18 protein-coding genes and 1 pseudogene are annotated in these 19,973 nt (G+C 61.1%); 11 read left to right on the top strand and 8 right to left on the bottom strand.

The genetic code is table 11. The features are described 5' to 3' along the window. Positions 1 to 112: 112 nt before the first annotated feature. On the bottom strand, positions 113 to 1,615 hold the full coding sequence (locus LAC81_RS22760) for an aldehyde dehydrogenase family protein (RefSeq protein ID WP_223729447.1): 1,503 nt from the start codon (positions 1,613 to 1,615) through the stop codon (positions 113 to 115). Positions 1,616 to 1,756: 141 nt separating this feature from the next. Between LAC81_RS22760 and LAC81_RS22755 the strand changes: the two genes are divergently transcribed. Further along, entirely contained in the window at positions 1,757 to 3,016 is a 1,260-nt protein-coding gene (locus tag LAC81_RS22755) for a Zn-dependent hydrolase (protein WP_223729446.1), read from the top strand. A 134-nt stretch (positions 3,017 to 3,150) separates the two neighbouring features. Here the strand turns inward: LAC81_RS22755 and LAC81_RS22750 are convergent, their stop codons facing one another. From LAC81_RS22750 to LAC81_RS22740, 3 genes are all read right to left on the bottom strand, one after another. Continuing rightward, positions 3,151 to 3,951, bottom strand: coding sequence for a hypothetical protein (locus LAC81_RS22750; protein ID WP_223729445.1), 801 nt, complete (start codon positions 3,949 to 3,951; stop codon positions 3,151 to 3,153). A gap of 334 nt (positions 3,952 to 4,285) precedes the next feature. Next, positions 4,286 to 5,647, bottom strand: coding sequence for a sensor histidine kinase (locus LAC81_RS22745; RefSeq protein ID WP_223729444.1), 1,362 nt, complete (start codon positions 5,645 to 5,647; stop codon positions 4,286 to 4,288). 4 nt (positions 5,648 to 5,651) lie between these two features. Next, positions 5,652 to 6,329: a winged helix-turn-helix domain-containing protein gene (locus tag LAC81_RS22740; protein ID WP_223729443.1), complete on the bottom strand. Its 678-nt coding sequence runs from the start codon at positions 6,327 to 6,329 to the stop codon at positions 5,652 to 5,654. Positions 6,330 to 6,544: 215 nt separating this feature from the next. Between LAC81_RS22740 and LAC81_RS22735 the strand changes: the two genes are divergently transcribed. Next, positions 6,545 to 6,805: a hypothetical protein gene (locus tag LAC81_RS22735; protein ID WP_223729442.1), complete on the top strand. Its 261-nt coding sequence runs from the start codon at positions 6,545 to 6,547 to the stop codon at positions 6,803 to 6,805. A 26-nt stretch (positions 6,806 to 6,831) separates the two neighbouring features. Then, positions 6,832 to 7,617: a hypothetical protein gene (locus LAC81_RS22730; protein WP_223729441.1), complete on the top strand. Its 786-nt coding sequence runs from the start codon at positions 6,832 to 6,834 to the stop codon at positions 7,615 to 7,617. Positions 7,618 to 7,683: 66 nt separating this feature from the next. Here the strand turns inward: LAC81_RS22730 and LAC81_RS22725 are convergent, their stop codons facing one another. Further along, positions 7,684 to 8,187, bottom strand: a complete 504-nt coding sequence (locus tag LAC81_RS22725) for a LysR substrate-binding domain-containing protein (RefSeq protein WP_235693188.1) — start codon at positions 8,185 to 8,187, stop codon at positions 7,684 to 7,686. A 218-nt stretch (positions 8,188 to 8,405) separates the two neighbouring features. Continuing rightward, positions 8,406 to 8,564, bottom strand: a pseudogene (locus tag LAC81_RS22720) (LysR family transcriptional regulator); the annotation flags it as partial. A gap of 227 nt (positions 8,565 to 8,791) precedes the next feature. Here LAC81_RS22720 and LAC81_RS22715 point away from each other — a divergent pair. From LAC81_RS22715 to LAC81_RS22700, 4 genes are read left to right on the top strand one after another with little or no spacing between them, the layout of a single operon-like run. Beyond that, positions 8,792 to 9,775, top strand: a complete 984-nt coding sequence (locus LAC81_RS22715) for an ABC transporter substrate-binding protein (protein ID WP_223729440.1) — start codon at positions 8,792 to 8,794, stop codon at positions 9,773 to 9,775. 19 nt (positions 9,776 to 9,794) lie between these two features. Then, positions 9,795 to 10,805: a FecCD family ABC transporter permease gene (locus tag LAC81_RS22710; RefSeq protein ID WP_223729439.1), complete on the top strand. Its 1,011-nt coding sequence runs from the start codon at positions 9,795 to 9,797 to the stop codon at positions 10,803 to 10,805. A gap of 56 nt (positions 10,806 to 10,861) precedes the next feature. After that, a complete protein-coding gene (locus LAC81_RS22705; RefSeq protein WP_223730435.1) occupies positions 10,862 to 11,830 on the top strand; it encodes a FecCD family ABC transporter permease in 969 nt (322 codons plus the stop codon). An 8-nt stretch (positions 11,831 to 11,838) separates the two neighbouring features. Next, positions 11,839 to 12,636, top strand: coding sequence for an ABC transporter ATP-binding protein (locus tag LAC81_RS22700; protein ID WP_223729438.1), 798 nt, complete (start codon positions 11,839 to 11,841; stop codon positions 12,634 to 12,636). Here LAC81_RS22700 and LAC81_RS22695 read toward each other — a convergent pair. Beyond that, positions 12,608 to 13,306 carry a class I SAM-dependent methyltransferase gene (locus LAC81_RS22695; RefSeq protein WP_223729437.1) on the bottom strand — a complete coding sequence of 233 codons (699 nt, stop codon included), beginning with the start codon at positions 13,304 to 13,306 and terminating at the stop codon, positions 12,608 to 12,610. The two genes, LAC81_RS22700 and LAC81_RS22695, sit on opposite strands and share 29 nt — an antisense overlap. Positions 13,307 to 13,666: 360 nt before the next feature. Between LAC81_RS22695 and cysP the strand changes: the two genes are divergently transcribed. The 4 genes from cysP to LAC81_RS22675 all read left to right on the top strand — a co-directional run bounded on the left by cysP (position 13,667) and on the right by LAC81_RS22675 (position 17,455). Further along, entirely contained in the window at positions 13,667 to 14,653 is a 987-nt protein-coding gene (gene cysP, locus LAC81_RS22690) for a thiosulfate ABC transporter substrate-binding protein CysP (RefSeq protein ID WP_223729436.1), read from the top strand. A gap of 83 nt (positions 14,654 to 14,736) precedes the next feature. Beyond that, complete coding sequence (gene cysT, locus LAC81_RS22685) at positions 14,737 to 15,558, top strand: sulfate ABC transporter permease subunit CysT (RefSeq protein ID WP_223729435.1); 822 nt, start codon at positions 14,737 to 14,739, stop codon at positions 15,556 to 15,558. A 2-nt stretch (positions 15,559 to 15,560) separates the two neighbouring features. After that, positions 15,561 to 16,430, top strand: coding sequence for a sulfate ABC transporter permease subunit CysW (gene cysW / locus LAC81_RS22680; RefSeq protein WP_223729434.1), 870 nt, complete (start codon positions 15,561 to 15,563; stop codon positions 16,428 to 16,430). A gap of 5 nt (positions 16,431 to 16,435) precedes the next feature. Then, positions 16,436 to 17,455, top strand: a complete 1,020-nt coding sequence (locus tag LAC81_RS22675; protein WP_223729433.1) for a sulfate/molybdate ABC transporter ATP-binding protein — start codon at positions 16,436 to 16,438, stop codon at positions 17,453 to 17,455. A 23-nt stretch (positions 17,456 to 17,478) separates the two neighbouring features. On the opposite strand, the gene LAC81_RS22670 is transcribed toward LAC81_RS22675, so the two are convergent. Continuing rightward, positions 17,479 to 19,830: an ethanolamine ammonia-lyase gene (locus LAC81_RS22670; protein WP_223729432.1), complete on the bottom strand. Its 2,352-nt coding sequence runs from the start codon at positions 19,828 to 19,830 to the stop codon at positions 17,479 to 17,481. Between the last annotated feature and the right edge of the window lie 143 nt (positions 19,831 to 19,973).

Here is a 19,973-nt window from a genome sequence, read left to right as displayed (position 1 = left end):
TCACTACCACGCCTGTGCCACCAGTGCAGGTGAAGTCTCGAATGAACGACCTTCGCAGGCGCGTTGCTGGTTCGCCGGCCACCGGATCTAGTCCGCTGTGGCCGGTCGACGGTCAATCGAGCGTGACCCAAACGGACTTGGACTGGGTGTTGTCGATCAGTGCCTCCAGGCATTTGTCGCGGCCGTGGCCGGAGAGTTTCCAGCCGCCCCAGGGCTGGCTCATGTCGCCGTTCATGTAGCCGTTGATCCAGACCATGCCGCATTCGAGATCGCGGGCAATGCGGTGCGCCTTGCCGAGATTGGAGGTCCAGATGCCGGCGGCGAGACCATAGGGGCTGTCATTGGCAATTCTCACGACATCCTCGGGGCTGTCATGGGGAATGATCGCCCCGACCGGCCCGAAAATCTCCTCCTGGGCGATCTTCATGCGGTTGTCGACGCCGGCAAAAAGCGTCGGTTCCACAAAACACGCCTCGTCTGCGGTCCGATCGCCTGCGTGGCCGCCGATGACTGGCGTTGCACCGTCTTTGCGGGCGCCGTCGATATAGTCGAGCACACGGCCCTGATGAACCTTGTTGACGAGCGGTCCCATCGTCGTAGAGGGATCGAGCGGATCGCCCGGCCGATACTTCCGTGAGGCGTGCCCGGCGATGAGTTCGCAAAATTCGTCGTGGATGCTTCGCTCCACCAGAATGCGGGAACCGGCCGAACAGACTTCGCCCTGATTGCCGAACAGTCCGTCGGCGACCTTCTCCGCGACCGACGAGAGGTCCTCGACATCTGCGAGGACGATCTGCGGCGACTTGCCTCCGAGTTCGGCCGACACCGCCTTCAGGTTCGAATCCGCAGCGTAGCGATACATCTGCCGGCCGATCGCCGTCGAACCGGTGAAGGCGATCTTTTCCACCTGCATCGAACGCGCCAGCGCCTGTCCGGCCACCGCGCCGCGCCCCGGCACGACATTGAACACGCCGTCCGGGCCGCCCGCTTCCAGAAACAGGCGACCGAGCATCAGCGCGCTCAAGGACGTATCCTCGGCCGGCTTCAGAACGACGCTGTTGCCGGCCGCAAGCGCCGGCGCGATCTTCCAGACCGCCATCATCAGCGGGTAGTTCCAGGGTGTGATGCAGCCGACAACCCCGAGTGGCTGGCGCAGGATGTAGTGCAGCGCGTCCGGATTGGTGACCGGCGCGCTGCCTGCGATCTTGTCGATGCTTTCGGCCATGAAGCGCATCGTCAGCACAGCGCCCGGAACGTCGATCGCGCACATCTCGGCAATCGGCTTGCCCATCTCCATGGTGTCGAGTACCGCGAGAATTTCGCGGTTGTCGGCGATCAGTTCGGAAAAGCGGGTCAGGACATCGATGCGCCGTCGGAGCGCTATGCGTGACCAAACGCCCTGACGAAACCTCTTTGCCGCAACCTCGCATGCCGTCTCGATATCGGCTGCATTTGCGCAGGCGACGCGTGCGATCACGGTGCCGTTTGCCGGGTTGATCGAGGCGAGCGTTTCGCCGTCTGCTGCCGCCCGAAACTGCCCGTCGATCAGCAACCGCGTCTCAGGACGGAGCGCTTCTGCAATGCGGTGCCATCGTCTGTCCGGTGTCGTGTCCATGACCTGCCTCCACGGTTGACCTCGGCATGCGTTGTAGCGAGCGGGGGAGAGTCGGGCACAGTCCCCCTCATGGGTGACTGGCGCTCCCTCGAATAGCCACGGACCTTTGTGGGCGACGAATACATGCGTTCGGAGGACAGGATGCGAAGCGGGATCGACGGGGATCGTTTGTGGGCTCGGCTGATGGCGATGGCCGAAGTCGGCCCGACACCGGAAGGAGGCTCGTGTCGGCAGACGCTTTCGGATGCGGACGAAGCCGGCCGCGCGCTGTTTCTCGGCTGGTGTGAGGCGCGTGGCTACGGCATCCGCAAAGACCGGATCGGCAATCTTTTCATTCGCCGCCCGGGTCTCAATCCCGAAGCGTCCCCGGTCCTGATCGGCAGTCATCTCGACACCCAGCCGACCGGCGGGCGGTTTGACGGCGTGCTCGGCGTGCTCGCCGGGCTTGAGGTTTTGGAGACGCTGGACGATGCGGCTGTGGAAACCGCCAGGCCGATCGATCTCTGCGTCTGGACCAATGAGGAAGGCTGCCGCTTTCAGCCCGCGATGATGGGGTCGGGCGTTGCCTGCGGCATGCTCGACCTGGAGAAGGTTCTGACGGCCCGCGACTGTGCCGGGATTGCGCTGGCTGACGAGATTGTTCGGCATCGATACGATCGCGAGGCGGCGCCAAGACTTCCCGTTGCCGATTGCTATGTCGAACTGCACATCGAACAGGGACCGATCCTGGAAGCGGAGGCAAAGACCATCGGTATCGTCACCGGCGGTCAGGGCATCCGCTGGTATGAGATATCGGTTCATGGCGAGGAAACCCATGCTGGCCCCGTCCCGATGGCGTTGCGCAAAGACCCCGTGCCGGTGCTCATGCATCTGATCGGGCTGGTGCAGGCCATCGGCCGGCTCGACGAAGACGCGCGCTGCACGATCGGCAAGATCCATCTCTCTCCAGGTGCGATCAACGTGGTCCCCGGGCGTGCTGATATGACTGTCGACCTGCGGCATCCCAACGAGGAGGTGCTCGACAGGATGCATCGGCGCTTGATGGGCGGGATCGAGGCGCTCCGTCAGAGCCATAGGGAGACCGATCTCCAGGCCTGCCTGACATGGCATTCGCCGGTGGTCACATTTGACGGTGCACTAATCGAGGCGGTGAGGGCAAGCGCCAGGGATCGGCAGCTGACGCATCGTGACATCGTCTCCGGGGCGGGGCACGACGCATTCAATCTGGCGCGGCGGGTGCCGACCACGATGATCTTCGTGCCCTGCCGGGAGGGGATCAGCCACAACCCCCGCGAATACGCGTCTCTCACAGATGTTATGGCCGGCGCCAACGTACTCTTGGATGTGACGCTGGCGCGTTCATCTGAGGGGCAGCCTAAAGTATCTAGTTTGTCCGTGTAATCGGGGAGCACCTCAATGGCTCGCATAGCGAGCCGCGCCCTGTTGCGTGGGCGCGGCTCCGTGACCGTTCTGTAGCTCGGCTTCGCTGGGTATCTTGGCGAAACAGCAAAGGTCGACGATCTTGCGGTGCAGCCTTACGCTGGCTGGGCAATCATCCGAGACCTGTGCTTCCACATGGACAGAAGCAGCACAACCACCAAGAGGCCGAGCGTGACCAGCGATGCATTGTCACGCGGAAGGTTCAGTCCGCCTTTTTCAATCGGCTTGGTCAGGAAGTCGCCAAATGTCGCACCGAAGGGGCGCGTAAAGACGAACGCTATCCAGAACAGCAAGACGTCGCTGATCTTCGTCAGGTAGTGCAGCGCGACAACGATGCCGATGATACCGGCCGTGATGATCGCGCCTTGCACATAGCTGAGCTCCATATTGTCGGTGAGGAAGTCGCCGAAGGCCGTGCCGAGGCTGTTTGAAAAGACGACCGCGATCCAGAACAGGGCTTCCGTGTCCCGGCGGTTCACGTGCACGACGTCAAGCTTGGCGTCGCGCAGATACCAGACGCCAAGGGACGCAGCGAGCCCGAGCGTCAGGATGATGGAGCCCGACAGGTAGCCGAGGCCGAAGGAACGGTCCATCATATCGGAGATTTCCGTTCCGGCGGTCGTGGTCGCGACGATCGCCAGCCAGAACAGCGGCGAATAGAATTTCCGCGCCGAGATCTGGGCGACAAGAATGACCAGCAGCGCTGCGAAGGTGATACCGAACCCGACATAGTAGCCGAGGTTGAGGGTCATCGAGATGAAATCACCGGCGGTTTCTCCGAGCGTAGTGGCTAGAATTTTCATAATCCAGAAGGCCAAGGTCACGGCGGCGACCTTGGTAAGTGGTGCGCCCGTGGGCGCCGTGCTAGAAATATCGGATGGGGAATGTGAAACCATGATGCTTCCTAACGGGGAGACGGTTGACCGTTCACATGGGTTGACCGGCAGGAGAGTTGATTGCCGGCACGCCGACCCCGTCGCATCCTTAGGGGATGCCGGGTGGACGCCGCCGCCGCGCGACTCACAGGCCGTGGCGGGCGTTTGGCCCGCCGCGGCGCATATTGCTGAGGAATTCTCACGGCGGCTCTACCTGCACCTTACGGATTTGTAAGCCGTAAGGTGTCGCAAGCTTGGGGCGAGCTTGGTGCGAATGCCGAGCAGAGAGCCGCCTCAAATGTAGCTATCAGGCAGAATGGGAGTGTCGGCGCGACGTCGTGGTCCATCCGCAGCGTCAGGTGCCTGAGACCTGGGCTCCAGTGCGTGCGCGATGCGATCTGAGGACGATCCTCGTTCCGGGATTGTTGTCCTCGATCGTGATCGCCGCACCGTGAAAGTCCGCGATTGCCTGTACGAGGCTAAGTCCCAAGCCGCTTCCCGGCGTGCTGCGGCTCTTGTCGAGCCTGTAGAGCCGTCGAAACACGTTGGTGCGCTCGTCCTCGGGAATGCCTGGCCCATCGTCCGCAACACTGAGGATCCAGCATTGTTCGCCGTGAACGAGATCCACCGCGATTTTTGTTCCCTGGGGGCAGTGGGTGATCGCATTTTCGATCAGATTGACCAACATCTGGGTAAAGAGTTCCTTGTCCCCTTGGGCTTGGACATCGTCGATCCGACCGACGATCAGGGATTGTTGGTTGTCCTCTGCCACATCCGAATAGGTCTCGATCACATTGCGCACGAGCTGGCCGAGATCGAGCGGATAGAACCGAAGCTTGCGCCCGCCGGCCTCGATCTGGGATATCCGCAACAGGGCGTCAAACGTCGCGTTGATCTGGTCGCTTTCGGACAGAGCCTCCTCCAGCAGGAGGCGTAGCTCGCCATCAGTCGCGTCGTGACTGAGCGCGTCCTCCACCATGAGCTTGAGACGGTTGAGCGGCGTCTTCAGATCATGCGCTATGTCTGTGCTGACCTGCCGCATGCTTTCGATCAGAGCGGAAAGACGCGACAGCGCCTGGTTGATGTGCCCGGCAATCTCGTCAATATCGTCCCGCGACCTGGATAGCGGGATCCGCACTTGAAGTTGGCCCTGAGAGACGGCCGACATCGTGTCTGCAATCGCATCCAGGCGCTGTTGAGCGCGGCGAGCGAGGTAGGCACCCGTGCCGAACGCCAGCAGCACAGCCAGGGCGCAGGCCCAGCCGAAACTCACCAGGATCATTCGTGCCAGGTCGTCCGTCTCGGCGAAGCTGTGGCCGACGATTAATCGATATCCATCGATTGTACCGCTCAAGACGCGAAAGCGTTCGTCACCGGGCAAGCCGAGCGCCGCCGCGGAAACTGTCGTGAGCCCATTGCCGTCCATGGTGTGCACGAGGTTGCCCGACAGGGCCTTTCCCGCCCGGTCAGTCAACAGGAATACGCGTGAGCCATTGGCATTCAGCCTGACGAAGCTGTTCATTGTGGCGACCAAATCCTCGATGTCATCAGGGGCATAAGCCGCCTCGAGAACCGAGTAGGTCTCCTGAACCGAGCCATCCAGGGCGTCGTGCAGTCTTCGTTTCAGTAACTCGTAACTGACTACCCAAACGGCGAGCGACGTAAAAACAAACAGCAGGCCATAGGTCAGCGCGAACCTGATCGGCGTGCTGCGCAACAGCTTAGCGCGGGGCATGCAAGCTATACCCCGTGTTGCGGACCGTATGGAGAAGAGGGGTGTTGAAGGGCCGGTCGATCTTGGCCCTCAATCTGCTGATATGAGTTTCGACGACGCTCGTCTTCGGGTCGAAATGGTAATCCCAGACCTGCTCGAGCAGCATGGTGCGTGTGAGGACCCGCCCTTCGGCACGCATCAGAACCTCGAGCAGGGTGAATTCGCGCGGCTGGAGATCTATGATCCGATCGGCCCGCGTGACAAATCTCTTCACCAGATCCATTTCCAGGTCGGCGACGCGCAACACCGTTTGCTGTTCCTGGACCGGTGGTCGGCGAGATAGCGCGTTGATGCGCGCCAACAGCTCGGAGAATGCGAACGGCTTTACCAGATAGTCGTCGGCGCCGGCCTCCAAACCCTCAACACGGTCGCCAACGCCACCGATCGCAGTCAGGAACAGCACCGGCGTGCCGACACGCGCGGCCCGAAGGGCCTTCACGATGGAAAGACCGTCCAGGTTGGGCAGCATCCGGTCGACGACGACGATGTCGTAGTTGTCCTGCGTTGCCTGGTAGAGGCCCTGGCGACCATCGGCGACCACGTCGCAGACATGCCCCGCTTCGTTCAAGCCCCTCATAATGTAATCGGATGTCTTCTTGTCGTCTTCGATGACGAGGATGCGCATGTCCTGGTCCGGTTCCAGTTTCGGCGGTCAGTGCAGCTTCGAAGAAGCGTGCGTCATTGTAAAGGCGACCGTGCAGAGATCGGTCGGATATTACGAAACCGTATGGTTCTCACAAAGCGTGCGTATTTTCGGTGGCTTACAACTTCCATTCGCCGGAAGAGATCTTCCCGGTCCCCCAGGGCGGGTCGCCCTGCTCGTTTGCCGGAGCCCAAGCCATGAGAGTTCGTAAACTGATCCAGGCCGCATCGACGATTGTTCTTGGAACGGTCGCTTTTTCCATGCCGGCACATGCGACTGTCCCGTGCGAAGACATGCTCAAGGAAATGCGTGCCACGAAAGCGAGCACGACGCTCAACGACACCGACAAGGCGAAGGTCGAGGAACTGGAAGCGAAGGCTGTCGAACGTTGCAACGCTGACGACGACGTACGTTCGGACAAGTTTCTCACCGAAGCGATGACGCTCTTGGGCAAGTAACAGACAGCATAGGGAGCACTGCCGTCATGTCCCATATCACGCTCACCACGGAAAGTGGATTGAACCGCGTTCCTCGCGTCACCGTTGACTTCTGGCTGATCAAACTCATGGCCGTCACCATGGGTGAAACCGCCGCCGACTACCTCGCCGTCAACCTCGGATACGGGCTTACGGCAACATCGCTGATCATGACCGCCGTGCTGGCGGTCGTGATGGTGCTGCAGCTCTCGCAGAAGCGTTACGTCCCCTGGGCCTATTGGTCTGCCGTCGTGTTGATCAGCGTGGTCGGCACCTTGATCACCGACAACCTTGTCGACAATTTTGGCGTAGCGCTGGAAACGACGGCAACCGTTTTCTGCATCCTGTTGGTGGCAACGTTTGCGTTCTGGTACGCGCTTGAAGGCACGCTATCGATCCACACCGTCTCCACCAATCGGCGTGAGACGTTCTATTGGCTCGCAATTCTGCTGACTTTCGCGCTTGGTACGGCGGTCGGAGATCTGGTCGCCGAAGTGTTCGCGCTCGGCTATCTGACGACAGCGATCATCTTCGGTACGCTTATCGCGGCAATTGCCGCCGCCTATTATGTCCTTCGCCTTGATGGCATTCTCACGTTTTGGCTGGCCTACATCTTTACTCGACCGCTCGGCGCTTCAATTGGCGATTTGATGTCTCAACAGGTCGAATACGGCGGTATGGGGCTTGGCACCATTTACACCAGTCTCCTCTTCCTGACGGTGATCGTCACGATCGTCGTCTATATGAGCTTCAACTACACTCCGGAGGAGGTCCCTGCCGAGCGCATGGGTTGACGTCGACCTTGGGTCGGGGAGAGGGTCGAGGCCTCAGCATCATGCAAATCCGCGTGAAGGCAAGGATCAGACCTCCCGCCACGACCGTAGCCATCGATTGAAGGCTGTTGCCACGGCGCTTGTCGGCGTTCCTGCGATCTCGTAGGCGCCGACAATCGGATCGATACTCGGACAGAGCACGATCAATTGCCCCTCCCGCAACTCCCGCTCGATCAGAGAGGGGCTTGCCTGCCCGATCCCGAGCCCGCTCATGCAGGCGTCGATCGAGGCTTCATCCGTGTCGAATGTGATGCTGCCGCTGCGCGGCTGAAACGCGATGTTTGCCGCCTCGCACCAACGCCGCCACGACCATCCGTCCGCAGTGTCGAGCAGGAGCGGCAGATCGAGGAGCGCTTGCGGCGCCATCGTTGTCGTGACGTTGCCGATCAGGAGTGGGGAGCAGACTGCAACCGTTCGGTCGAGAAGGAAGGCGGATGAAAATCGGCCTTCCTCCGAGCCCCGTCTATAAATGATCCTGGCATCGGGTACGTCGCTTGCGCCGAGTGCGAGCGACTGGATGCTCGGGTCCACGCTCGGATTTTCCTGCAGAAACGAACCGAGCCTCGGAATGAGCCACGTCGTGCGAGCGTGATTGGCGTCTGGATTACCAGGCGCACGCGATCTGGCAGAAGGGCGCGTGTGCCGTTGTCGATCGTTGCCAATGCGGCGTTCACATGGGTCAGGTACTGCCGCCCTGCGTCGGTGAGCGTGATCGCGTTGTGCCCGCGATGGAAGAGTTGGACGCCCAGCGTGTCTTCCAGCGACTTGATCTGCCGGCTGATCGCCCCGGGCGTCAGATGCAACTCCCTGGCTGTCAGCGTAAGGCTGCCGGTACGGGCTGCGATAGAAAACGCAGGCAGCGTGGCCAGCGGCGGAAGCTTGGTGCGATTGGATTGAGCATTTCTCATGCCGGCGTGAGAATCTTTCGCTTGCAAATAACTTGACTTTATCTATCCACAAATCCCTGGCACAACAATAAACCATCGGGTGGACCGGCATTGAGGACACCGATCCGAAATCAGCACGTCTGTGGAATGCACGGCTTCGCTGTCAGGGGGAGCATGCATTCTGCGCAACAGCTTGGGTGGCTGGCGGCGCGCCACTGTCATCACTGACCATATCCAGGGAGATATTCATGTTTCGGAACTTTGCCTCGCCGATCAGGCGCGCCGTGTTGTCTGGCATGCTTGCCACGTGCTTCGCCGTGATCGCGGGACCGGTCCTTGCCGAAGACGCAACGCAAAAGGTCATCGACGACCGCGGCGTCGAGGTTCAGATCCCCGCGAAGCCCCAGCGTATCGCATCGGTTTCGTTCTTCGCTGACGACGTGGCGTTGGCGCTTGGTATCAAGCCCGTAGCCAGCACCTATATGGTGGCCGATCGCGCGCCGGAATTCCTGCTCGGCCTGACCAGGCACATGACGCAGATCGGCCAGCGTGCCAAGCCGAACCTCGAGCTTCTCTCGGAAGCAAAGCCGGATCTGATTGTCGCTATCCGCCGCTACACGGTCGGCAATGCGCCGCAGCTCGAGAAGATTGCCCCCTATGTCGCCTACAACATGGAACTGCTCGACGGCAGCGACAAGGAAATCGAGGCGCTGTCGAAAATCCTGGGCAAGCCTGAACGCGGCGTCGAGCTCAACAAGGAGTTCCGCGGGCATCTGGCCGAGACCGCGGCCAAGGCGCCGCAAGACAAGCATCCGCGCTACGCGATCATGTGGGGCGGCGAAGTCCCGTTCGCTTTCCATGACGAAAACACCTCTGCCTCGATCGTCAATGCGATCGGCGGCGAAAACATCGCCGGAGCCATGACGCCGGGCGGTGAGTTCGGTATCGACCTCAGCCTCGAGACGATGCTGGAGAAGGACCCGGAGGTCCTATTCATCTATGATTACGGTCCGGATCGCCCGCATGAGAACAATCCGATCTGGAGCCAGCTCTCTGCCGTCAAGAACAACCGGGTCTTCTATGTCGGCGATCACTGGGTCGAAACGAATGGTCCGATCGCGCGCGAGATCGTTCTGCGCGAGGCTGCGCACTACCTTTATCCGGATGCCTTTCCCAAGATCGACGTCAGGGCCGAAGCGGCCAAGCTGATCCCCGCTGAACTGCAGAAGTGAGCGACTGATCGCAACGACGATGGACGCACGGAAATCCTCGATTGCCATAGGCTTCATCGTCCTTGCGACGCTTCTGGTCGTTGCTATCGGGTTGATGCCGGGGGCCAGAACGCTCTCGTTCGAGGCCGTTTTCAGGGCACTCGTCAATCCCGACGGCAAGATCGAGTCGATCCTCGTTTGGACCCTCAGGCTCCCGAGGAGCCTGACGGCCGTCACCGCGGGCGCAGGCCTTGCCGTCTCGGGTTATCTGCTCCAGTCCCTGACCCGCAACCCGCTCGCCGATCCCGGCATCACAGGCGTCACGGCCGGCGCGATCGCGCCGATCGTCACCTGCTTCGTTCTTCTGCCCTGGGTTTCCGGTCTCTACTATCCCGTTATCGGGCTTGCCGGCGGTCTCGCAGCGGCAGCCGTGACATTCTGGGTGGCGCGCGGCGGCACCAGCCATCCGCTTCACCTGGCGCTCGGAGGCGTCAGCGTTTCCCTCTTCCTGGGGGCGATCACGATCTACGTTCTGCTGTTAGCCGGTCCACAGTCGACGGCACTGCTGTTTTGGCTCGCCGGAGGTTTTGCGGGCCGAACGTGGATGAACCTCGTCCAGATGCTGCCGTGGGTACTGACGGGCGTGATCGGCGCTTTCATCCTCTCTCGGGTCGTTGCGATGTTTTCCCTGAGCGACCATTCCGCCGCAGCCATGGGGGTGCAGTTGACTGTGTGGAAACCGGTCCTGCTCGTGCTTGGCGTATGCCCTGTTGCCGGCGTTGCCCCCGTCGCAGGGCCCGTTGCCTTTGTCGGCCTCGCCGCACCGCATATCGCCAGGCTTCTAGGGCCGCGCGGCACAGTTTTTGAGATTGCCTTTACCGCTGCCATCGGGTCGCTGATCGTGAGTTCGGCTGATCTGATCGCGCGGACAATCGCCATCCCGAAGGAATTACCGGTCGGGATCATAACCGCACTGCTTGGGGGACCGATCTTCGTCTATCTGATCCAGCGCGGTCGGCTCGACTTCAGGGGGGAGGGCGGACGATCGTGAAGGCTTCCACTCTCGGGCAACCAAACCGCTGGTTTTTTCCTGCCGTTTTGTTGCTCATGCCCGCGTCCTTCGTTGCGGCCATTTTCCTGGGCATCGTCGACGTTCCCGTTGCCGACGTCCTCTCGGCCCTGGGCGGACGCGGGTCGCCGGAGGCGCGCTCGATCATTCTCGACATCCGATTGCCGCGGATCGTGACGGGTGTTCTTGCTGGAGTGCAGTTCGCGTTGGCGGGGTTGCTTCTCCAGACCATCACGCGAAACCCGCTTGCCGATCCATCTCTGATGGGTGTCTCTCAGGGGGCGACGCTGACCGTGACGCTTTTTCTCCTGGCCACGGTCTACCTTGCCCATCCGGACTCCTACGCCGTCAACGAGTTACCGATCGCCTGGCTTCCGCCCGCCGGCATGGTTGGCGGCATGGTGGCAGGAGGCATCATCTATCTGCTCGCTTTCCGTCTCGATCTCAGCCCGCTGCGGATCACACTCTGCGGTATCGCCATTGGCGCCGTGCTTCATGCCATCGCCATCGGGCTCATCGCAGGCTGGGGTTCGGCGCGCATCGAGATCATTCTCGAATGGCTTTCCGGCAGCCTCTATGCCCGGACCTGGGATCACGCGCTCTTCCTGCTGCCTTTCACGGTTGCCGGCCTCGCCGTGCTACCCTTGATCTACCGTCCGCTCATCCTGCTCCGGTTCGACGCCGCCGTCGCCCAATCCTTCGGCCTTTTCTATCGGCGACAGTTCTCGCTCGTTCTGCTCGTGTCCTGTGCGCTCGCCGCAAGTGCCGTCGGCGCCGTCGGGCCGATCGTATTCGTCGGCCTCATCGTCCCGCACCTAGCGCGCTTCATCGCAGGCCGGCACTTTCCATTGGTCCTTCCGCTCACCATCGTCCTTGGCGCGGTCGTCGTTACGCTCAGTGACCTGATCGGTCGCCTGGTCGGCGGCGCCGAGGAGGTGCCGATCGGTGTCGTCACCGCTCTCATCGGCGTCCCCGTCCTGCTCGCGCTTCTGCGCAAGGTTTCTTGAGATCATCCATGCCGTTGTCCTGTTCGCAATTGTCGGTTCTCTACGGTCACCGAAGAGCGTTGTCCGATTTCTCCCTGTCCATGGAGAGAGGGGAGATACGCGCCCTGATCGGTCCGAACGGATCCGGGAAGAGCACTGCGCTTCAGGCGCTCGCTGGGCTGCTTTCACCAGCGGAAGGCGGGGCGTTGATTGAAGGTGTCGCCGTTGCCTCGATGTCGCGCCGCGCCATTGCGAAGAAGCTCGCATTTCTGCCGCAGCAGCCCACCGCTCCGGACGAGATGACGGTCGCTCAACTCGTCCGCCAGGGGCGCTTTCCCCATGTCGGCCTGTTTCGTTCCTACGTTCGCCGGGACGAAGAAGCCATCGAATGGGCACTGGACAGCACAGGGCTCACCAGCCTTGCAGACCGCACGCTCCAGCAATTGTCCGGCGGCGAACGCCAACGCGCGTGGATATCGGCGGCCTTGGCGCAAGAAGCGGCGATCCTGCTCCTCGACGAGCCGACGTCCTTTCTCGATATCGGCTATCAGGTCGAGGTCATGGACCTCGTCCATCGCCTGAGCCGCGAGCGCGGCGTGACGATCATCATGGCGATCCACGACATCAATCAGGCGATTGCCGTCAGCGACCGGATATCTCTATTGGAGAGGGGCGTGTTGCGCTTCGACGGCGAACCGAGGTACTTGGCCGAAAGCGGTCTGATCGAGAAGACCTTCCGGGTCAGGGGGACGTTCGTCGAGGTTGCCCCCGGCAAACCACCCCATTTCGACGTCGAGCTTACGAAGCTGAACCCGCCAGGCCCTTGACGAGCCGGAAAACGATCTTCGTCTGGGTGTAGTAGTCGAGCGCATCGGCGAAATTTGGCGTCCAGCCATCCGCGACAAAGGGAATGAAGCCGTCATATTCCAGCTTGCGGCCTGAGACCTCGAAGCCGGCTTTGGCGAAGGCATTTCCGTAGTCGGTGATCGATCGATCCTGAACGACCGTATTCGTGCGCTTGGCGACGAGATCGCGCCACTTCGGCCAGAGCGGATTGTCGGTGTGGCAGCCCGTGACGGCATAGTAGACGCCGCCCGGCTTCAGCGCCTTGAAGATGTCGGCGGCATGGGCGTCGATGTCCTCGACGAGATAGATCACCTCGTGGCTGATTGCGAGATCGAACTCCTCGACCCAGCCTTCGAGCCTTCCGCCGACCGCGTGCTGAACGGGAATATTGCCCTTGAAGGCTTCGGCCTTGGCGATCGATTGCTCGGCAATGTCGATACCAAGGGCCTTGCGAAATGGCCGGATCGCATAGAGATGCCGTAGCAGGCCACCCTGATTGCAACCGAAATCAAGGACGCTCTTCTGGGACAGGTCGCGCTCGACGATCAAGTCGATCAGATGTCGCCAGATCGGAGCATGCCCATCCGACATCCGGTCTTCTGCGTCCGGATCGACATACCAGGTGGTTATGGTCTTTTGGTCCTGGCTCATGGCGGCCTCCAATCCGATTCTTCTCGTATGAATCTGTTTAGGCGACGGGGACTTACGCCGGTAGGACAAAAGCGCGAGGTGCGACAGAACGTGTGCTGAAGGTGGTATTTGGCGGCCTTTGGCCACGATAGCGATGATCGGCCTCTCCAAGAGGGCCGGCTGCATTCTCGCCGACGGCTCAGGGGACATGCTCTGAAACCGCCTTGCAGGCCGATAGAGGGGCCGGAGGCAAAAAACTCCGCAAATTACGGCGGAAACGAGACGGAATTTCTAAGGCGTTGCGCAACCGAAGTGCTCGGTCCCTCGCGCTGCTATACGCCCGCCGGTAGGTTCTCAGGGAAAACAACACCGGAGAATTGCATGAAACGCCTCCTCATTCTCGGCGCTGCCCTCGCCGCGCACTTCGTCACTCCCGCGCTGGCTGAGGAGCCCACGAAACTCCTCAACGCGTCTTACGACGTTTCGCGCGAGCTTTTCGTTGCTGAGAACGAAGCGTTCATCAGGCAGCATCCCGGGGTAACGATCGACCAATCGCACGCCGGCACGTCGAAGCAGGCGCGCTCGATCCTCGAGGGTCTCGAGGCCGATGTCGTGACCTTCAACCAGACCACCGACATCGAGTTCCTGGCCAAGAATGGGTTCGTCGCCAAGGACTGGGCGAAGGCCTTCCCGAACAATGCCTCGCCATTCTATTCCTTCCCATCCTTCCTGGTGCGCACAGGCAACCCGAAGAACATCAAGGATTGGAGCGATCTCGCGCGCGACGATGTTCACGCTGTTTTCCCCAATCCGAAGACCTCGGGCAATGCCCGCTACACCTATCTTGCCGCTTACGCCTGGGCCAAGGAGGCCTATGAGGGGGACGAGGCGAAGATCGAGGCCTACATCACCAAGATCTTCGACAATGTTCCGGTCTTCGATACGGGTGGCCGCGCTTCCACGACGACGTTCGTCGAACGCGAAACCGGCGATGTCCTGATCACCTTCGAGGCTGAAACGCGCAGCATCGTCAAGCAGTACGGCGCCGACAAGGTCGAGAGCGTCATCCCGTCGGTGAGCCTGCTTGCCGAATTCCCGGTCGCCGTCGTCGACAAGGTTGCCGAGAAGCACGGCACGGAAGCGCTTGCCAAGACCTATCTCGATTTCCTCTATACGGAGGAAGGCCAGCGGATCGCCGCCGAGTTCGGCCACCGCGTCCGCAACGAGAAGGTAGCCGGCGAGTTCAAGGATCAGTTTCCGGCGATCCGCCTCGTCAACGTCGACGACGTCTTTGGCGGCTGGAGCAAGATCCAGAGCGAGCACTTCGCTTCCGGCGGGGTTTTGGACAAGCTCTACGGCAGCCGCTAAGCGCTAGCCGCTCCCGATTTCAGCCAGCCCGGCAGACGAACCGTTTGCCGGGTTTCACCATGACATGACAAGGAAATGACCGCTTGAGACGCAATGTCCTGCCCGGATTGCGCCTGTCGCTGGGGGTGACGCTGCTCTACGTGAGCTTGATCGTCGTCCTGCCGCTGGCAGCCCTCGTTTTCAAGGCAGCAAGCCTTGGTCCTATTGATTATTGGCAGATCGTCTCGTCGTCGCGGGCTCTCGCGAGCTATCGCGTCACGGTGCTTGCCGCACTTGCCGCGACCTTCTTCAATCTCTTTTTCGGCCTCGCGCTCGCCTGGGTTCTGGTGCGCTACCGCTTTCCGGGGAGGCGCATCGTCGACGCCATGGTCGACCTGCCGTTTGCGCTGCCGACGGCCGTCGCCGGCATTTCGCTGACGGCGCTTTTCACCACGAACGGCCTGTTCGGCTCCATCCTCGGCGATTTCGGCATCAAGGTTGCCTATACGCCGCTCGGCATCATGATCGCCATGTGCTTCACCTCGCTGCCCTTCATCGTGCGCACGGTGCAGCCGGTGCTGGAAGATCTCGATCCGTCGCTGGAAGAGGCCGCCCAGTCGCTTGGCGGGTCGGATTGGGCGATCTTCCGCAAGGTCATCCTGCCGCTTCTCACTCCGGCCCTGCTCGCAGGTCTATCGCTTTCCTTCGCCCGTTGCCTCGGCGAGTTCGGCGCGATCATCTTCATCGCCGGCAACCAGCCGATGTCGACCGAGATCACCGCGTTGCTGATCTTCATCCGGCTGGAGGAATACGATTACCAGGCCGCTGCGGCGATCGCGTCCGTCCTGTTGCTCACGGCCTTCCTCATGCTCGGCATCACAAACTGGCTGCAGGCGCGTGCGCTGCGCTATACGGCGAGGGGCTGACCATGAGAATGATGAGAACCGGACGCACCCCGCCGCGGGTCGGTGACGGACCATTCTTCCGCCGCATGCTGATCGGCACCGTCCTGACCCTCGGTGCCTTCCTTATCCTTGCACCTTTGCTGATCATCGGTGTCGAAGCCTTTGCCAAGGGATGGCAGGTCTATCGCGACACGATCCTTCATCCCGACACCCGGCACGCGATCATGCTGACCGTGCTTGCGGCGCTGGTCGCAGTGCCGGTCAATACCGCCTTCGGCATTGCGGCGGCCTGGGCCATCACCAAATTCGACTTCCGCGGCAAGGCCTTCCTGCTGGTGGTGATAGAAATCCCGTTCTCGGTCTCGCCGATCGTTGCGGGTGTCGCCTATCTCTTTGTCTATGGCCTGCAGGGCATCTTCGGTCCGACACTCGATGCCTACGGCATCAAGATCCTGTTCGCGATCCCCGGCATCATCCTTGCCTCGATGTTCGTCACCGCGCCGTTCGTCGCGCGCGAACTCATACCGCTCATGCAGGCGCAGGGCAGGGACCTCGAGGAGGCGGCAACGTCGCTCGGGGCTTCCGGCTGGCGTACTTTCTTCTCGGTCACGCTGCCGAACATCAAATGGGCGCTGCTTTATGGCGTCGTTCTCTGCAATGCCCGTGTCATGGGCGAGTTTGGCGCCGTGTCTGTGGTTTCGGGCAATATCCGCGGACAGACCAACACGCTGCCGCTTCATATCGAACTGCTCTACCACGATTACCAGGCGGCGGGCGCCTTCGCGTCGGCGTCCATCCTGGCGCTGATCGCCGTCTTCACCATCATTGCCAAAGTGGCGCTGGAGCGCCGTGGGGCGGGCCGTGTCCGTCCGGCAGCCAATCCTGCGGAGTAAACATCATGAAGATCCGCCTTGACCACGTCGTCAAGACTTTCGAAACGTTCCGCGCCGTCAAGGACGTGTCCCTCGAGGTCGAGAGCGGCGAACTTGTCGCTCTGCTCGGGCCGTCCGGCTCCGGCAAGACGACCATTCTGCGCATGGTCGCCGGGCTCGAATTCGCCGATGGTGGCCACATCTACTTCGGCGATCAGGATGCAACGGATATCCCGGTGCGCGATCGGGGCGTGGGATTCGTCTTCCAGCACTATGCGCTCTTCCCGCATATGACCGTGGCGGAAAATATCGCCTTCGGCATGGACGTCTCGAAGGTCAAGCGCGAGAAGGCGGCGATCCAGGCGCGGGTAACGGAGCTCCTGCGGCTGGTCCGCCTCGAAGGTCTGGGTGACCGGTTTCCGGCGCAGATTTCCGGGGGGCAGCGTCAGCGCGTCGCGCTTGCCCGTGCCCTTGCGGTCGATCCGAAAGTGCTGCTGCTCGACGAGCCTTTCGGCGCGCTGGACGCCAACGTCCGGCGGGAGCTTCGCCGTTGGCTGCGCGAGATCCATACAACGCTCGGCATCACGACGCTGTTCGTCACCCACGACCAGGAAGAGGCGCTCGACCTTGCCGATCGCGTCGTGATCCTCAAGGACGGCCACATCGTCCAACAGGGAACACCGGAGGCCGTCTGCCGCGACCCCAAGTCGGCATTTGTCATGAAGTTCCTGGGCGATGCCAACATGCTCGCCGCCGAAGTGCGCGACGGCAGGGCCTATGCCGATGGCGCGGAGATCGACGCCGCAGGCTTGGCGGATGGCAAGGCTGAACTCTACGCTCGTCCGGGTGATCTCGACTGGGCGCCGCAGGGAGCCGGCATCGCTGCCACCGTCAGCCGTGTCATGGATCGGCCGGGCGGTCGCCGGGTGATTGCGACCACCCGGGACGGTGCGCATCTGGAACTCGACCTGGAACCGGAACGCACGGTGAAGTCCGGAGACACTGGTTTTGTCACGTTGCGCCGCGCGAAGGTCTTTGCAGCCTAGTCGATAGAAGCCGGCTGTCACGACTATCCGTATCGACGGCTGCCGTTGACCTCCTTGCCGACGATTTCCCGGATGATGGTCAAGGTCTCCTTGGCCGCCTTCTTCGGGTCCAGCGCCGTATCGGCGACATTGCTGACCAGCCTGGTGATGTCGTGATCGATGTTCTTCTCCGCCCATCGCTTGCCCTTGGCGACGGTGATGTAGACGGAGTAGGCGTGATGCATCGTGCCGGGACGTTCGCCGATGATGTGGAGGATCCCTCTCAGGCTGTCGGGGTCGGCCTTCGCGTAAAGCATCTCGCCAATGCGATAGCCGGCCCGCACTCTTCCGCTCGTGACGACGATGTTCTTGTCTCCCACCGAGACGCCGGCGTCGGAAAGAAGCTTGCGCATCTCTTCGAGGAAGGGTGCGAGGTGTCCCTCGTCCATGATGGCCTTGGCGTTCAGGCCGTCTGAAATGACGATCTGCCCTTTCGGGATGTCGTCGCCCCAGAGTTCCCGTATCTTTTCAATCTCGGCGGCCGTTTCCGGGCTAATCGTTTCGCCTGTGGTCGGGTGGGCGATGTAGTCGTTGCGGTCCCTGGACAGCGTGCGTACCGTCACGGCGTTGGGCACGGCGGCAATGAACTCGGGCGTGAGCTCAGCCCAGAGCGATAGCTTGGCATCGTCGTAGAGGCTCTTGACCTTGGCCGCGAGTGCCGGGTTGAGGTCCCAGATCTCTGCACCGTGACCTGTTGCAAGGTCTACACCTCTCGCCTCAACCTCCTGCATCTTCTCGCGGCCTTCGGCATACACGTCGTCCTTGGACCGCCCGTCACCTTTGGCGAGACGATACTGGTAATAGACCCAGAGAGGATCTCCATAGTTCGCCGTGTAGCTGCCATCCTCGCCAACGATCCCGATGCGTTTGTAGAATTCCCACATTGCATCATTGACCTTGAAGCCGAATTTATCCCGTACCCGCACGTGATCCTGGAACGATGTGGTGAGATAGCTCAACATCGGGTCGTTCTTGGTCGGCAGCGCGATCAGATAGGCGGGATTGGCGGGGAGGATCTGGTCCTGGCACCAGTCCAGGTCTTCAAGACTGACCGTCATATGCAGGGTGGTGCAGATATCGAGCCCGATGATCAGCCCATGCAGCTTGCCCATGACCATGTCTTCGAGGCAGCACCTGACTAGCTGCTCGCGGGTCTTGAAGACCTCAGGCCCTATGAATCCGGCAACATCGTTGACATGAAGCCACGCGCCCTTGGGCTGGACCTTGGCCAGTTCAATTCCGACGGCCCTGCTGAACCCGTATTTGCGTGCCTCAAGCACCATCATATCGACGCCGTTTGCGACGCCGTTGGTGAATTCCGAACCTTGCCCGGTTTCGAAGTAGAGACCATATCGTTCGCCGGCCTTGGCGCTTGCATACTTCAGGATCTTGTCGTTCGTGATGTCGAAGATCTTGTTGCAGTCGTCCGTTCCGGCAAGGCTTTGGAACATCGTCGAAACCGTTCCCGGGAAATCCTCGTTGACCTCGGCCTGAACGTCGATGTGCGCAAGCACGCACCAGGGGATCACGTCTCCGAGCGCAAATGTATCGACGATGTCCTTTAGCGCGCGCTCGACGGTGACGACGCTATCGACGGTGCTGTCCACCGGATTGGTGCCGATGACGATATCGCCGGTCGCATAGGAAAACGCATCGAACACCTGCCAGACGATGTCTTCGGGGTGATCTGTGGGAGAATTCGGCTGGATCCGAGCGCCCATATACCCTTTCGCGCCCATCTTGGTGCGGGGCATCACATTGAAGATCTTGTTGCTGAGAGAAATGAGCTCCTGATTGGTCATCAGTTTCGGGACGCATCCGATCGTATCGCTGGTCAGCCCCGTCATCATGGCTTTGATGGTTTCTTCCGGTTCGTTCAGAAGAAAGTCCTTCAATCGTCCCATCGTCCAGTCTTTGACCTTTTCGAATTGGGCTTGGTCGGTCGTCTGCCAGATCAGGCGCTGCAGATTGTCCTCAAACAGCGGATGCTCGTAGAGTTCGCCGATCTTGGTGTTGGTCAGCAGAGCGCGCGCATGGAGCCGTGTCGCGTCGTCTTCAGCGCCCACGCCAATCGTTTGATCCCCCTCCTTGAACTCGTTGGCGGCGCCAATCACCTGCTGGTAGGCTCTTTGGGTAAAGCCACCATTCATCCTGTTGAGGTAGGCGAATACATCCTCATCGCGCCTGACCTCTTCGATCTTGATTGCCGTTTCGCCGGACGCCGCTGCCGCCCTGTGGCTGGAGCTGGCGAGCGCCGCGGCCGCGGTTCCGGCAATGAGCAGAAGGTCTCTTCTGTATAGTCCGGCATGCTGATGAGAGAACGAGCCCTTCGTCATGGTCACTTCCTTTCTGCAGAAGGTCGGTACCGCGTTGGATTGAACGTTGTGGCGGCTTCGCGAGCCGCCAATTTCGTGCTTTGCGCCGGCGAATTTCGCTCGGTTCACCTCTCCGGCTATGATGGCGTCAGCGCCTCCGACCT

The sequence above is a fragment of the Ensifer adhaerens genome (genome assembly GCF_020035535.1).
Taxonomy (GTDB): Bacteria; Pseudomonadota; Alphaproteobacteria; order Rhizobiales; family Rhizobiaceae; genus Ensifer.
The sequence above is the reverse complement of the archived record's forward strand: the minus strand, read 5'-3'. Positions and strand labels throughout refer to the sequence as shown.